This is a genomic window from Roseobacter sp. AzwK-3b, assembly GCF_000170875.1.
Lineage (GTDB): Bacteria > Pseudomonadota > Alphaproteobacteria > Rhodobacterales > Rhodobacteraceae > Roseovarius > Roseovarius litoreus.
Genome location: NZ_ABCR01000001.1, coordinates 595,294 through 609,616, shown reverse-complemented (window position 1 = coordinate 609,616; position 14,323 = coordinate 595,294). Strand labels below are relative to the sequence as shown.

Sequence of the window (14,323 nt, the reverse complement as noted above, 5' to 3'; positions counted from 1 at the left end):
CCCATTTCCCTAACAGCCTTGGAAAACGCCCGCAGCATGGGCAGCAGATCGGCAGTCATGACGCTTGGCTTTCCGACAGGCGTGCCCGCAATCTCAGGGTATCCTGCGCCATGCGTCGGCTGACCTGCTCTGTGCGCAAGCGCGAGGTGATCTGCCCGTCCACCTCTTCCCGCTCCCGCCTGTGCCTCAGCGCCGCGTCACCGCCGGGTTCCAGACGCTCTCCAAGGGCGCGTCCCACAAGCTCCTCGACCTCCGGGATCGGCGCTGCCGCCGCCCGCTCCAGATCTTCGGCGAACCAATAGGGCGGGTAGAGCACCTTGTTGGTCACCGGGCGCGCGTGGAAGCGATAGCTCTGCGTGAAATCCTCATTGGCCATGTAATCCAGCCAGACAGCCGCGCGCTCGCGGATATCCAATGCCACCACCGCCGGTTTCTCGAACCGCAGATACGCCTCGTAATCGGCGCGGTCCTTGGGCACCACATGCCCGATGGGATAATCGACGGGCGCGAAATCCCCGCACAACACCGCGGGAATTCCCATCAGTCCCAGTTCGATTGCCGTCGTTCCATTATAAACCAGCCCCAGATCCATCCGCTCTCGCATATCGTGCATGTCGAACCAGCGATGCCCCAGAAACAGGGCGTTCTCGGACATGGGCGCATCGATCAGATCTCGGAAACACTCCGTCAGAAAGGTCGCAATCTCGTTGTTCAACTCATGTGGATGCGGCTTGATCAGCAACAGCGTATCAGACCCCTCGACCGCACGAACCGAATGGTTGATCCAATCCTTCATGCTGCGATGCGCCGGCCCGCCATCATGCGGCACCCCGCTGTCGCACACCACCTTGCCAAAGGCGCAAGCCAGTTTGCCGCCCCTTGCGCGCCATGCCGCGATCCTTGCATCCGCCTCTGCCGCCTCGGGCGCCCGGGTCTTGAGGCCCACGGTCGAGCGTGTGACCTTCGTGATCCCCGCGAACCTCTCCATGATCTGCGGAATGCGCGCCGTGTTCTCGGCGTAATAGGCCTCGAAATACTCGGGGATCGGAAAACTGGCCGACCGCAGCTTGGGCACCTTCGTCATGTTCCGCAGCGCAAAGCGATGCGAGATATTGGTCGAGAAATTGCTGAAGTAATTCTGATACCCATTCGCGGCATGAAGGAAAAAGAACGTCTCGGGATCGCCGCGCGCGGCACAATAGAACCGAAACAGCGCATCGGGCATCCGGCTGTTGAACAGCGACATGCAGGCCGTCTTGCCCCCCATGAGATCATGCTGACCCCTGGCATGCTCCAGAACCCGGCCAATCGCCGCGCTCCAGCTCATCAGCCGACCGATATAATGCTGCAATTCCGGGCAAGCCCAGTCGATGCTGTATCGCCGCCGGTTGATCGCCGCATCCTCCCAAACAGCATGCGACAGGTCCATCTCGCCCCATCTCAGGGTGCCGGTGGACGGATCGGCAACGAAATCTGTCAGCTCCGGCATCGCCCGTTCCGCCGCCTCCGACAGCTTGCAGGTCGCGCTGATCGCGCCATTCATCACGTCGATGGCCGGATCGCCCGTCATCTCGCGCGGCAGCAACCCTTCGATCAAGGGCACAACAGCAGTGCCCTGCCGCTTGAACTCCATGAGCACCATCAAGGGGTAGCGACGCAACTGGTCGATGTTGCGCGGCGCGATCAGCACCACCGCCTTGGGATTTTCCGGCTGTTTCACGCTGGAATAGAGCCGTTCTGTTTCGATCAGGAACCGCAACTCGCCCGTACGCTTGATAAGGCTATGATTGGTGACCGGGTTCAATAGGCTGGGATTGGCCAGCGACTGCCCATGCACCTCGGTCAGGATCTTCAGCGCCTCACGGAATCGACCCTGACGCTGCAGGATATTCACGTGATACAAAAGGCCGTGCCGCCGATGCAGGGCTTTGGGCAGCTTTGCATAAAACGCATCCGCCTTGTCATACCGGTTCGCCTCGGCCGCCCAGCTGAAGTAATCCCGCGCGTCGCGATTGGTCCTGGGCGGCTGGCATTCGACACGCGCCATGATCCGCTCCGCCACATCCAGACAGGCGCTGTCCCCGGCAATCATCCCCGGCGCGGGCCATAGCGCATTGACCACCTCGCCCCTCAGCGACAACGCCTCCAGATGCGTGACGATCCGCGCTGCCGCAGTCCAAAGGCTCAATCGCCGCGCAATCCACAGATAAAGGCACAGATCATCCACCGTTCTCGCGGCATCCTTCGGCGACAGCACCGCCTCGGGGGCAAACAGGCATTCCAGATCATCCGCGATACCCATCAGACGTTGTGTCGCCAGCGCGTAACTCCCGGTGTAGTCGGGGCTATGTCGTATCCCCACGTGCAGCATGTCCCTGATCGCGCGCAGCTTCTTGCCCGGCTCGCCCGCTGCCCGAAATTCCGCATCGCACAGCTCCAGATACGCGTCGCGCCGCCGCTCCTGTAGCGCTTTTTCCTTGAAGTCTCCCGCAAGTGGCGGCGCAGCCTCGCGATCCTGCGGGCATCCATGGGTGGGATCCTCGCTCCAATCCATCGACTCCCGCGCAATCAGGTCAACGACACGCCAGGACTGCTCCAATATCCGGCGCCGCTTTTCCATCAAAGCGGGCGCAGCGGCATTTGGCGTATCGATCTCTTGCAAAAGACGCTGAGCCGCCTCGCGATAGTCCCCCTGCATCGCCTCGCAGAGCGAAATCAGATGGCTGAGATAGGCGCTCTCCCGGAACCGTTTCCGGGCCTGTCGCGCGCTTTCAAGAAGCCTTTTTCGACCCTCTTCCGTCACAAGCTGCCGTGCGATCATCTGCCCGGCCTTGAACTGGATCGTCAGATGCGTGCGCTCCATCTCGGCCATCACGATCAGAAGACCGGTGTAATCCCGCCTCTCGATCAACGGCACCACCAGTCGCCGCAAGCGTGTCGCCCGCAACTGCGCCGCCATCTGCTCGCGCCCGCGATGTTCCGCGGCAATGGCGCGCAGATGCATCACCCGCAAGTCATCCGGATAAAGCCGCGCCACAGCGCCCAGCATATACGCCGCCACACCATGATGCCCGGCGTTCAGACATCGCTGACCCAGCTGCAATGGCGCGGCCAACAACAGCTTTCGGACAAGACGACGGTCCCTGAGCGGCTTCACGTGGTTTTGCGGATCACTCATCACATTTCCAGATATGGACGCGCCAGCCTCGCCTGATCGCGGGTCACTGACTGTCAAGCAAGTCCCATGTCACAGGCGTCCCGCGCGTGACATCGCGGCCCACCTTGCGCCCCAGCAGCGCCTCGAAATGGCGAGGTGCAAGGCCCAGACCGGGCCTGATGCGCCGCAAGGTCCGGGGCGACAGCACATCGCCCGCCTTCATGTCCTCACCGATATAAAGCGAGCGCCGCTTGCGCCGGCCCGGCTGTTCGGCCTCGGTCCCACCGAACCGAACCTCCCCCATGGCCTGTGCTGCGCGGGTGGTTTCCTCCACCAATGCGCGCAAGGCGTCCGGCTCCAGCGAAAAGGCACTGTCCACGCCGCCCTCGGCCCGATCCAGGGTGAAATGCTTTTCGATCACGCTGGCACCCAACGCCGTGGCCGCCACCGCAACGCCAATACCAACGGTATGATCGGACAAGCCGTAATTCACCCCAAAGCTCTGCCCGATCACCGGCATCGTCACCAGATTGCTGGCCTCCGGGCTGGCAGGATAGCTCGAGGTGCATTTCAGCAAGGTCAGATTGGGGCACCCCGCTCCCAGCGCAACCTCCACCGCCTCACCGATCTCCGACAGGCTGGCCATGCCGGTGGAAATAATCATCGGCTTGCCTGTTTCCGCCACGCAGCGGATCAGCGGCAGGTCCACAAGCTCGAAGGACGCGATCTTGTAGACCGGCGCATCTAGCCTTTCCAAGGTTTCGACCGCCTCCTCGGAAAACGGGGTCGAAAACGCTAGGATACCCCGCTCTCTGGCCCTTTCGAAGATCGGCCCATGCCATGCCTCGGGGGTCATCGCCTCGGCATAAAGATCGTACAGGCGCCGCCCATGCCACAGCGATTTGGGGTCGGTGATGGTGAACTCGCCCTCTTGCAGATCCAGTGTCATGCTGTCGGGTGTGAAGCTCTGTATCTTCAGGGCATCCGCTCCGCTCGCCGCCGCCGCATCGACGATCTCCAGCGCACGGTCAAGCGACTGATTGTGATTGCCCGACATCTCGGCAACCACGAACGGTGCGCCCGTATCGGCGACACCGTGGGTTCCGGCCAGATACTGTCTCAGCGTCGGCATGCTATGTCCTCTTCGATGATGGCGCCACAGGCCAGTATCACCTTGCGCATGTCCTGCAAGCCGGTCTCCAGATCATAGGCCGGTCTCCAGCCCAGATCGCGCGCCGCACGGTCCAGCGCCATGATGCAGCGATCAGGGCGCCCTGTGCTGTCGGTCTTGTCGATCAGATTGCCCATGTTGCCATGGATGACATTCACCGTCTCGGCGATCCGCCGCACCGGCAAGGCCTCGCCACCCCCGATATTGCAGATACCCGTCACCTCCGGATGGCGCAGCGCCGCGATGATCGCGGCGGTGGCGTCGCGCACATAGATCTGGTCGATCGCGGTGTCGGAATGGCCCGTCACCATGATCGTCTCGCCCGCCAGGGCCTGATCCACAAAGCGCATCATCACGGGCGTGTCCTTTTCGCCATGCCCGTAAACCGACGCCAACCTCAGCGCCACGGAAGACGGACCCCCGGCGCGGGTCAGCATGCCCAGATGCGCTTCGGCCATCAGCTTGGAGGTGGCATAGGCGTTGATCGGCTGCACGCGCGTGCCTTCATGACAGGGGTTCGGCTGGTCGCGGCCATAAACCGCGATGGTCGATGCCAGCACGATCCGCCGCACACGCGCCTGCCGGGCCGCGGCGACCAGATCGCCGATCACCGCCACATTCGGCTTCTGAAAAGGCGTGATATCATCGGGATCGTCTTGCCGTGTCATCCGGCGCCCCGCCAGATGCACCACGGCCTCGGTCCCTTCCAGCGCCCTTGCCAGACTGTCGCACGAATAATCTGTCTGCCGTTCCACGGCCCCTTGTGGCGCCCCCCGACCCAAGCGCAGCGGCCGGTATCCCGCCGCCTCCAGATCCTCACAAAGATAGCGCCCGATAAACCCCGACGCTCCGGTAACGGCAACCTTGCCGCCCGCAACACACCCATCCACACTCATGACCACGGCCTCACATAATACCCAACAACGTCGAGCGATCCGTTCACCGCACGGATTCGCTCGCCGTCACCATAGCGAAACTCGTGGTATATGGCATCGTCGGGAGGTGGAAAATTACCGCTGTCAAAGATGGTGCCCGGCGGCGCCCGCTGGAACATCAACTCCATGACGGGACAGCCTTGCCGGTCTGCTTCTGGTTCTTCCCCTATCTCGTTCGGCACGCCCGATGCGGGCGCCTCGCCAGTCAGGCATGTCACCATCATGTCCAACAGGTCCACGCCCTGTGCCAGCGCGATCAGCCGCCACATATGGCAGCCGTCGAGCCTTGGGGCGATCTCAACGATGCGCGGCCCGTCGGATGTCACGATCATCTGGACATAAAGCGCCCCGTCCGGATGACCCATGACCCTCAGGATACGCCCCACCAGATCATGCGCCGCCTCCTGCTCCGCTTGTGACACGCCAACCGGCGGCACCAGATGGCCGCGCGGTACCCCCATCGCGGGCGCTTGATGCACCAGCCGCTCGGACAACAGCTGCAACCGGACCTCACCACCCGCAATCAGCAGATTGCACGACAGTTCCACACCGTCCAGAAAAGCCTCGATGATCGCACATCCACTGCGCGACACCGCCATCGCGCGGACCAGCGCCGCCGCCAAGGCGCCCGGCTCATCGACCCGCTCGACGCCTCTCTGGCCCTGCGCATCCACCGGCTTCACGACACAGGGAAACTGCCTCCAGCCCTCGGCCTCCTCAAGCCTGCGCACGCGCCGGAACGGCACAGCACCCAGCTCATGCTCGGCCAGAAACGCGCGCATCGCCGCCTTGTCATCCAGCAAGGCGACAAAGGCGCTGTCGTGGAAATGCGGCAAGCCCAGCCTCTCGGACAGGGCCACGACCGACCGCATCGCCACATCCGAGGCCACCGACAGGATCAGATCCACCGCGTGCCGCCGCGCCACGGCTTCCAGCGCCTCCAGATCGGCGATATCCACCGCCTCCACCACATCGCAAAAGCGCTGGCCCACCTCATCGGGCACCGGCGAACAACCGATCACGCGCCAGTGCCGCGCGCGCAGATGGCGGATGAGATCGGCCTGCCCCGCATTCGTCCCCAGAACAAGGATCGACCGGCTCATGCCACCGCCCTTTCCAGCAGCGCCGAAATCAGCCGCTCCACCCCTCGCCCATCCACCGCTTGCCGGCCTTTCACTGCCATCGAATCGCGCTGCCTGTCAGCCCGGATCAGAGACGAAACTGCCTGAAAAAGTGCTTCAGGCCCAACATCCGCAACCCGCCCCAGATAAGGCGCACCGGTCAGCGCCTGCCACCCAAGGCAGGGCCGCTCCTGATTGGCGGCAAGCGCCAGCGTCACCATCGGCAGCCCACAGATCGCCGCCTCATAGCTCATCGTGCCGCCGCCGATCACCGCCAGATCACAGCCCGCCATCAGCCCCGGCATATCCTTTGGACCCACATGCAGCTCCACCTGCCCGGATCCCATCTCGGCCACCGCCCGCTCCAAGGCGGCAAGCCCCGGATTACCCGCACCCGAGACGATGACCAACGTCACCTCCCGTTCCAGCCGCCCCGCCAGCGCCTTGAGCACCAGCGCGATCGCACCCCGGTCATCGCCACCGCCAAACGCCACCAGCACCCGGCGCACGGCCCGCCCGTCGCAGCGCCTTACCACCTGACGAAACCCGCGCCGCAGCACCGCATGGGCCGGGCCGAACAGGGTCAGCACCCGCTCGGGCTTCTCCAGCCTCGACAGATACGCGGCCCGCCGCTCAAGCGGGCCGGCATTGACCAGCACATCACAACAAAACCGCCAGTCGCAGCTCGCGTCGAACTGTTGCAGCCACCTTAGACCACCCGCCTTGAGCACCTCCTGAAAGGCGGGATCGGCCCGATAATCGTCAATCACCACATGGCGCGTGCCAAGCCGGTCGCACAGCGCCACCACCCTTGCCGCATCGCGCGCCGATCCCTGCCGGTCCTCGACCGCCTGCCAGTGTTGGAACAGATCGCCATCCTCTGCCAGCCGCAGCCCCTCTGCCGGTCCGATCATCGCCGAGCCGATGCCCTGATCCCGCAAATGCCGCGCCATTTCGCGGCAGCGCATCACATGGCCCAGCCCCACGCCCTTGCCGCTCTGGCAGCGAAAGACGACCCACCGGCTCATGGCATGGTCCCGGCGGGGTGCAGACGGTCGAAAAGCGTCTCTGCAACAGCCCAATCTTCGGGTGTGTCGATATCCTGCGCCCTGTCGCGCGGGATCATGCAGGGCAGCGACCGGGGCGAAAACATCGGCGCATCCTCCATGAACGCATCGCGCCGACCCCAATAGAACATCCCGGCATCGTGAAATGCCTCCGGCAAATCCTGTGTCCGGGACCGCGCATGCTCGGGCAAGATCATCCGCACACCGCCGGTGTCCCTGAGCTGCAAGGCCCGTTGCACCGGATGCGCATACCCCACGGCGGCAAACACGAAATCCAGCGCGGGCCGATCCCCCAGCATCTCGAACCCACGCCTCAGATCCTCAGCGCGCAGCATCGCGGCGGTGGCATAGATACAGCAGGCCATGGTCACTGGCCTGTCATGCCGCGCCTCGGCATCGGCAATCGCATGGGTGATGACACCGCGCGTCGGTGTCAGATCACCGGACAGATAGGCCGGCCTGCGAAACGGCACCAACGCACCGGCTTTTTCGGCGACAGCGGCAATCTCATCATCATCAGTCGAGACGATCACCTCGTCGAACAGCCCCACCTCCAGCGCCGCGGCAATCGGCCAGTGGATCATCGGGCGCCCGCCGAAGGGCTTGATGTTCTTGCGCGGAATACGCTTGCTGCCGCCACGCGCCGGAACGATCGCGATCTGCAAAAAAGCCCCTGTCACACTCGGGTTCCTCTCGACACGCTTGCCGGTCACAGGCCCACAGGACCTGTCAGCTTCATTCATCATGAACGAAGGTTAACAAACCGTTACGCCCTGCCGAAAAGGGTCAACCGGACTGGTCAGGATAGAACAGGTCGAAATCCCGCTTGTACCTCTCGAAGATCAGCGCCCGCAGCTTATCGGGCATAGTCAGACCCTGATTTTCCCCTCCAACGACCCGCCTGTTCCTTTCGCCCAGCTTGCCCATGGCCACGCCGCTGCGCGCCTCGATCCGGGCCGCCACATGGGCCCAATCCGAGTCGATGGTTTCCACGCGCCCCACGAAATCCGGCACAAGTCGTCCCTGATGCTCGAGGATCCCGCTTTGCGAATGCACATGGATGTCCGCCCGGTCATCCGGCGTCTCGGCCACCGCCTGCACAAAGGCGTCAAAGGGCATTCCCGGCCTGACCCCCATGGCCAGGAATCGCGGCGACAGGGCGTCATTTTCGATCACCTTGTTGTTCCAGCACGACTGCAGCCGCGCTGCGGGATGTCTTACAAAGCTGAAGGTCCAGCATTTGGCCGCATGACCCTCGCTCACAAATCGCTCGGGCGTCATCCGTTTGGCCAACCCCTCTTCGGTGTCGTCCCAGAACCCATCCTGCGCCACGGTTCGATCGCTTCTCGCGCGAATGCCGAACCTCATCGCCAAAGCCGACTTGATCGACGAATTCGCCGCCTTCGGCACCCGGATATAGGCAATCCCCGGCCCCGGCAGACAGATCACATGCGCCTCGTGATAGCCCTGTGCCGGGCCATGCAGCAGCCGATGGGCCAATCGCCGGATCATGGCGCCTGCCCCGCATCAGCACCCAGCCTCCGGCCCAGCGCAAACCGCAGTATCAGCCCGATGCGTCCGAACCGGCGCGCGTGCCGCATCGCGTAAAGCGGATGCACCAGCCATGCCCAGCGCCCGAAAACCCGGCGCTGCACCGCAAGCCGTGCATCGTAAAGCGCCGGACTGTCCCACTGATCGCCGCTGCTCGGGCCACGATGCGCGCCGGCGATCACCGGCAACGCCTCACCCCGCATTCCGGCGCGCAGCATGTCGGCGACAAAGACATACTCCTCGCCCAGTCCGTACCGCGCGCCCTTGCCAAAGGCCTCGTCGAACCGCACACCGCATCCCAGAACCCGGTTGCGCCGCACGATCAATTCCGGCGCACAGATCCGCCCACTGTTGCGCAGACCAAGCATGTGCCGCCCCGCCCTGCGCCCATGTGTCGGCAAGCGGTCCTCGCGCCATCCCGCGACAAAACTCAAATCAGGCCGCGATTGCAGATGCGCCGCCAGCTCCAAAAGCCCTTCGGGCCGCAACACCATGTCATCATCGGCAAAGACCACCAGATCGGTTGCCGCAGTCTCCAACGCGATATTGCGGCTTTCCGACAGTCCCAGTCCCTCGACCTCCAGAACGTGCAGATCGCCGCGCCCGCAAAGCTGCCGCGAAAGCGTGTGCCCGTCCGGTGCCTGAACCACGATGAGATACCGCAGTCGCTCCACAGGGTCCGGCAGCGCGATCCCGCGCAGCCTTGATCCCATCGTCGCGATGGCGACCGTCAATTCGTTCCTGTCATCCGGCAAACGATTGCGCACTCATAACCCGATCATCACTGGCACGTTCAACCCTGAATTGTCTTTTTCGCAGGTGGCGCAGATTCGGTCAATCTTCGGCCATGCTCCGGCACAGCACCGGGTCACAGGAACTGGATGTTGTCCGCAAGATCGCCCAGACCCAGATAGAGCGTCACCTCGATGATATCGCCACTCCCGAAATCCAGCGTCACCGTGCCATCGCCAAAGCTGGCATGACGATCCAGCACCGTCTGCGCATTGGCCGGGCCATCCACCAGCGCCGCATCCAGCATCAGGATGTCATGCGCCGCCTCGAAATCCAGAATGGCGTCCCGGTCATCTCCGCGCCGAAAGATGAACTCATCCGCAAGGCTTCCACCCCGCATCGTGTCGTTTCCGGGCCCTCCCTCGATCACGTCCAGCCCTTGTGACCCCTGGATCACATCATGGCCCGGCCCACCCCGAAGCGTATCGTTCCCCGTCGCCCCAAAGAGACTGTCATTGCCCGATCCGCCCTCAAGCAGATCCGATCCAAGATTTTCGAACAGCTGGTCATGCCCGTCACCTCCGTATAGGAAATCAAATCCGAACCCTCCCGACAGCGTGTCATCCCCTGCCTCGCCGTACAGGTCGTCCTGCCCTTCGCTGCCCAGCAGACTGTCATCGCCATCCCCCCCGAACAGCGTGTCCCAACCGGTGCGCCCGATCACCGTGTCGTTGCCCGCATCTCCATAGACCACATCCACGCCGTTACCCGGACTGATCCAGTCATCCCCGTCACCCCCATAAATCAAATCGACCCCGGTATTGCCCAACAGCCGGTCATTCCCCGACCCGCCATAAAGCGTATCCGCCCCGATCCCCCCGGCCAGCGTGTCATGACCCGCCTCCCCGAACAGCAGATCGATCGAACTCAGCCCCTCCAGACTGTCATTGCCATCGCCGCCATAAAGGCTGTCGGCCCCGGTGCCGCCGATCAACGTGTCGTGGCCCGGCCCACCGCGCAGGATATCCGCCCCAGCCTCGCCCAGAAGCCGGTCATTGCCGCCCATGCCGGTAATCACATCGCCACCACCCGCGCCATTGATGGTGTCATTGCCCTCTCCCCCCAGCAGGACATCAGGCGCGTCCGTCTGCGTCGTCAGAAATTCGGGCGGCGCAATCCGGACAATGCCAAGCATGTCCGTCTCGAGGATCTCGCGCCAGCCAATCGCCGCTCCGCTTGCGGTGCGCAGGGTCAGCACATCGGCGCCATAAGTGATCCGCGCGCCATCGCTCAACGTCTCAAGCCCGATCTGCAGCGTCGAATACAACCCCTCCCAATCCGACAGATCCACCCGGTCCTGTCCCGGCGCAAACCCCCGGATCTCGTCCGGCGCGCCATCCTGCACCAGCACGAACAGATCGGCACCCGCTCCACCAATCAGCGTATCACCCCCACCCCCATCCCAGATCAGCCCGCCATCAGCTCCGATGCCCAGCGCATCGGCGCCCTCGGTCCCGATGACCACCTCCCGCCCGGGCAGCAGCGGCGCGGAAAGCAAGGTCAGCCCCGCCTCCCGCTCCGAGGTCGCCACCACATGCAGCGCACCCCCGAACACCGTCAGCGCCACCGCATTTGGATTGTTCAGCCCCAGCGCCCGGTTGTCCGACACTGTATCAAGATGCACCATCTGCCCATTGGGCAAAAGCTGCAGCAGGCTCAACCCGTCATCGGCCCCCCCGGCCAGCACATAAACCTGCCCCTCATGACTCAGTGTCTGCAACACGCTGATCCCGCCGAACCGGGTCTGGCGATCATCCAGCGTGCTCTCCACAAGTGTCAGCGCACCACCTCCCGTGACCTCCAGCACGCTGATCGCACCCGCCTCGAAACTGCCCGCCAGCAAGAAATCCCGCCCCTCCAATGTGACCGTCTCCAGAAGGTTGGGCCGGAAAGAAACGCCCTCCTCCTCGATCCCCAGCGATGCGCGCCGGGTCAGAGCGCCCGCGGCCGTGACCTCAAAGGCGCTGATACCGGCCTCCTGCTGCGAGGCGGCAAAAACCATATTGCGCCCCGACACGGTCTGCACCGCAGCCAAGGCAATCGGCGCCGCAAGGTAGGCCTCATCGCTGTCCGCCATATGCGACACCTGCATGAGCCCCCCCGAAGGCTCTCGCCGCAAAACCGACAGCCCGCTGCCATCCGGCACGGCGGCAACGATATAGGCCGTGCCATTCACAGGCGTCGCCACCAGATGCACCAGATCCCCGTAATGCCCGCTTTGGCTTGAATAGAGACTGATCTTGTCGCCAAACTCCTGCAACCGGTCCAGCTCTTCGGTCAGCAGCCGGAATTGCCGGCCGGCGATCACCGACGCGACATAAGCCTCGGCGCGCATCTGTGCCCCGACGAAAGAAAACTGCCCTGTCTCGGTCAGCCGCCAGATGCCTTGGGACAGCCCCATGCCCCCCAGAACCGAAATCCCAAGGTCCGCCCCAAGCGGCGAAAACACTAGGTTCGGCATGATGCCCGAATGCAGACCATCAGCACCCGGATCATGCGTCTGTCGCGTAAACTCCATCGCAGGTCTCCCACCACCAACGATGGAATCCTGTCAAAGGGCTGGGTCACCGGCCTGAAACGCTCGCGGCAAAACCGTGGCGTTCGCTTGCGATTTTCGTCAACTTGTCGCGGATCGCCGCCGCGTCACATGGGCTGTTCCATGTTCTTCACATGCCGGGCAATCGCCTCTTCGACCGTGTCGTAAAAGCTCAGCTTGCCATCCTCAAGGATCGCACCCGCGGTGCACAGGTTGCGCACTTCGGCCAGCGAATGGGTCACCACGATCGCACTGCTTTGCTGCAACCGGGCCTTGAACACCTCGGCGCTTCTGGCGCGAAATGCCCGGTCGCCCACCGATGTCACCTCATCCACAAGATAGGTGTCGAAATGAATGCCCATCGAAATGCCAAAGGCCAGCCGTGACCGCATACCCGACGAATAACTGCGCACCGGCATTCGGAAATGCCCGCCCAACCCCGAAAACTCCGCGACGAAAGCGATCAACTCGTCGGTATCCACGCCATAGACACGTGCGATGAACCGGCAATTCTGCGCGCCCGTTAGATCCCGGTGGAACGTGCCGGTGAACCCCACCGGAAACGAGACACTGCCCCGTCTGACGATCCGCCCCTCATCATGGCGCATATTGCCGGAAATCATGCGTAACAGGGTCGATTTTCCCGCCCCGTTGCGCCCCATCAACGCCACCGCCTGCCCGGCGGGAAACAGCGCGTTGATCCCTCGCGCCACGTATTTACGGCCCCTCGATGTTGGAAAGCTCTTGGTCAGGTTGCGCAGCTCGATCATCGCGCCACCGGCTCACCTGCGATCCCGCAAAGAATAATAGATCAGCACCAGAATGCTCCATCCCACGCTCAGAAACAGCACCGTCAGTCCAAGGATCAACCATCGCCTTGGATATTCCGCGCTTTCGGGCAAGGTGGGCTGCTCGAACGCCGCCAGATACCGGGTTTGCCGCCGCGCCTCGGCCTGGGCCGTGTCGAAATTCGACAGCGCCGTGGTGTATTTCTTCTCGGCAAATTCCCGGTCCACCGTCAGCTTTTCGAACTCGGTCACGATCGACGCGTAATCCTCGCCGTCACCCTGCATGTCCGCGCCACCGCCCAGCTTGCGCCGCTCTTCGGAGATGCGTTTGCGAATGGCCTCGATCCTCAGCTTGGATTGCACCGCGCGCGGGTCGCTTTCATTGGCCTGTTCACTCAACAGGTCCAGCTTGATCAACTCTTCGCCCAATTGTTGCTGCAGCGTGTTGATCAGACCCATCTGCACCTGAATATCCGCCTCCGGGCTGATGACCTGATTGGCCGAGCGAAACACCGTCAGCGCCTGCCTTGCGGCCTGCAATTGCGCTTCCGCCGATGCCAGCTCGGTACTTGCAAAGCGAATCGAATCCGCCCTTGCGATCGCGGTCATATCGTTGATGCGCCGCAAACTCTGGTCAAAGATCGCCTGCGTGATGTCTTGTGCATCCTGCGGCGCAAAGGCATTCACCCGCACCTCGATCAGCCCCGATCCCGAGGTATAGGACACCTGCACCATCCGCCGCCAGTAATCGCGCAAATCCTCCCTCGTGCCATCGGGGCGCAGCGCAAAAACCGGGTCCCGCTCGTGATAGCGGCTGAACATCGCGCGCAGGTCATGCTCTGCACCGACCCGGCCGATCATGTCCTGCGAGTGGATATATTCGAACAGCACATCGCTGTCCGACGAACTGCCCGCAGACAGGCTGCCAAGACTGCCCAGAACATCCGTCGGCGTCGGCGCCTCTTCCCGCCGAATCGTGAACCCCGTGTAGGAGGCATATTGATCCGCCGCGCGCTCCCACAGATACCAGCCCGCCACCAGCGCCGGCAGCAGGATCAACAGCTGCGCCGAGATCATCAGGAAAAGATGCCGTTTGCGTGGCCTCACGCGCCGCATGGCCCTGCCCGCGACCGGCGACTTTTGCGGGTCTTTGCGGGTCTCTTCACCTTTCGATTGTTCATCGGTCACAGGTATGATCCAATCGA

Annotated in this window: 11 protein-coding genes; all 11 read right to left on the bottom strand. The window is 63.2% G+C overall.

The annotated features are described in order from the left end of the window. Nucleotides 1-55: 55 nt before the first annotated feature. Nucleotides 56-3,178 carry a hypothetical protein gene (locus tag RAZWK3B_RS02765; RefSeq protein ID WP_007811974.1) on the bottom strand — a complete coding sequence of 1,041 codons (3,123 nt, stop codon included), beginning with the start codon at nucleotides 3,176-3,178 and terminating at the stop codon, nucleotides 56-58. A 43-nt stretch (nucleotides 3,179-3,221) separates the two neighbouring features. Next, on the bottom strand, nucleotides 3,222-4,289 hold the full coding sequence (gene pseI, locus RAZWK3B_RS02760; RefSeq protein ID WP_007811972.1) for a pseudaminic acid synthase: 1,068 nt from the start codon (nucleotides 4,287-4,289) through the stop codon (nucleotides 3,222-3,224). Then, entirely contained in the window at nucleotides 4,277-5,224 is a 948-nt protein-coding gene (locus RAZWK3B_RS02755) for an NAD-dependent epimerase/dehydratase family protein (protein ID WP_007811970.1), read from the bottom strand. The genes pseI and RAZWK3B_RS02755 overlap by 13 nt, the downstream gene beginning before the upstream one ends. Then, nucleotides 5,221-6,366: an ATP-grasp domain-containing protein gene (locus RAZWK3B_RS02750; protein ID WP_007811968.1), complete on the bottom strand. Its 1,146-nt coding sequence runs from the start codon at nucleotides 6,364-6,366 to the stop codon at nucleotides 5,221-5,223. The genes RAZWK3B_RS02755 and RAZWK3B_RS02750 overlap by 4 nt, the downstream gene beginning before the upstream one ends. After that, nucleotides 6,363-7,412: a PseG/SpsG family protein gene (locus RAZWK3B_RS02745; protein WP_007811966.1), complete on the bottom strand. Its 1,050-nt coding sequence runs from the start codon at nucleotides 7,410-7,412 to the stop codon at nucleotides 6,363-6,365. Before RAZWK3B_RS02745 ends, RAZWK3B_RS02750 begins: the two co-directional genes overlap by 4 nt. After that, nucleotides 7,409-8,131 (bottom strand): pseudaminic acid cytidylyltransferase, encoded by a 723-nt coding sequence (pseF, locus tag RAZWK3B_RS02740; protein ID WP_007811965.1) that lies wholly within the window; start codon nucleotides 8,129-8,131, stop codon nucleotides 7,409-7,411. The genes RAZWK3B_RS02745 and pseF overlap by 4 nt, the downstream gene beginning before the upstream one ends. 106 nt (nucleotides 8,132-8,237) lie before the next feature. Further along, the gene (locus RAZWK3B_RS20100; protein WP_007811963.1) at nucleotides 8,238-8,963 is read right to left on the bottom strand and encodes a sulfotransferase family protein; all 726 of its coding nucleotides are present in this window, start codon (nucleotides 8,961-8,963) and stop codon (nucleotides 8,238-8,240) included. Then, the gene (locus tag RAZWK3B_RS02730; RefSeq protein WP_157132114.1) at nucleotides 8,960-9,769 is read right to left on the bottom strand and encodes a glycosyltransferase; all 810 of its coding nucleotides are present in this window, start codon (nucleotides 9,767-9,769) and stop codon (nucleotides 8,960-8,962) included. Before RAZWK3B_RS02730 ends, RAZWK3B_RS20100 begins: the two co-directional genes overlap by 4 nt. Before the next feature lie 101 nt (nucleotides 9,770-9,870). Beyond that, nucleotides 9,871-12,312: a calcium-binding protein gene (locus RAZWK3B_RS21785; protein WP_007811960.1), complete on the bottom strand. Its 2,442-nt coding sequence runs from the start codon at nucleotides 12,310-12,312 to the stop codon at nucleotides 9,871-9,873. A 125-nt stretch (nucleotides 12,313-12,437) separates the two neighbouring features. Continuing rightward, entirely contained in the window at nucleotides 12,438-13,100 is a 663-nt protein-coding gene (locus RAZWK3B_RS02720; protein ID WP_007811958.1) for an ABC transporter ATP-binding protein, read from the bottom strand. Between the two features lie 12 nt (nucleotides 13,101-13,112). Beyond that, nucleotides 13,113-14,306, bottom strand: a complete 1,194-nt coding sequence (locus tag RAZWK3B_RS02715) for a KpsE/RkpR family capsule polysaccharide export protein (protein ID WP_007811956.1) — start codon at nucleotides 14,304-14,306, stop codon at nucleotides 13,113-13,115. Between the last annotated feature and the right edge of the window lie 17 nt (nucleotides 14,307-14,323).

What these genes read in the sequence shown, in the direction of transcription:
- RAZWK3B_RS02750 (WP_007811968.1), bottom strand. Translation starts at nt 6,366, where the DNA reads ATGAGCCGGTCGATCCTTGTTCTGGGGACGAATGCGGGGCAGGCCGAT.
- pseI (WP_007811972.1), bottom strand. Translation starts at nt 4,289, where the DNA reads ATGCCGACGCTGAGACAGTATCTGGCCGGAACCCACGGTGTCGCCGAT.
- RAZWK3B_RS02720 (WP_007811958.1), bottom strand. Translation starts at nt 13,100, where the DNA reads ATGATCGAGCTGCGCAACCTGACCAAGAGCTTTCCAACATCGAGGGGC.
- RAZWK3B_RS02745 (WP_007811966.1), bottom strand. Translation starts at nt 7,412, where the DNA reads ATGAGCCGGTGGGTCGTCTTTCGCTGCCAGAGCGGCAAGGGCGTGGGG.
- RAZWK3B_RS20100 (WP_007811963.1), bottom strand. Translation starts at nt 8,963, where the DNA reads ATGATCCGGCGATTGGCCCATCGGCTGCTGCATGGCCCGGCACAGGGC.
- RAZWK3B_RS02765 (WP_007811974.1), bottom strand. Translation starts at nt 3,178, where the DNA reads ATGAGTGATCCGCAAAACCACGTGAAGCCGCTCAGGGACCGTCGTCTT.
- RAZWK3B_RS02755 (WP_007811970.1), bottom strand. Translation starts at nt 5,224, where the DNA reads ATGAGTGTGGATGGGTGTGTTGCGGGCGGCAAGGTTGCCGTTACCGGA.
- RAZWK3B_RS21785 (WP_007811960.1), bottom strand. Translation starts at nt 12,312, where the DNA reads ATGGAGTTTACGCGACAGACGCATGATCCGGGTGCTGATGGTCTGCAT.